This is a genomic window from Bradyrhizobium sp. Kon10, from assembly GCF_055807395.1.
In genome coordinates, this window is the sequence record NZ_JBVVOZ010000243.1 from 1 (window position 1) to 267 (window position 267).

Annotated in this window: 1 pseudogene; it reads left to right on the forward strand. The window is 60.7% G+C overall.

Annotated elements, in window-relative coordinates:
* Positions 1–267: pseudogene (locus AC0L2O_RS36890) on the forward strand (penicillin-binding protein); the annotation flags it as partial.

A 267-nucleotide genomic window follows, 5' to 3' on the forward strand; every position in this document is an offset into this window, starting at 1 on the left:
GGATACCTGGTTCATCGGCTACACGCCCAATCTCGTTGTCGGCCTTTATATGGGCTACGATCAGCCGAAAGGTCTTGGCAAGGGCGCGACCGGCGGCGGTCTCGCAGCGCCGATCTTCAAGGACTTCATGCGCGTGGCGCTGGACGGCACGCCCAATGTCGATTTCCAGGTTCCCGAAGGCATGAAGCTGATCGCCATCAATCGCAAGACCGGCATGGCTGCCAACCCAGACGACGCTGGCGCCTTTATCGAAGCCTTCAAGCCGGG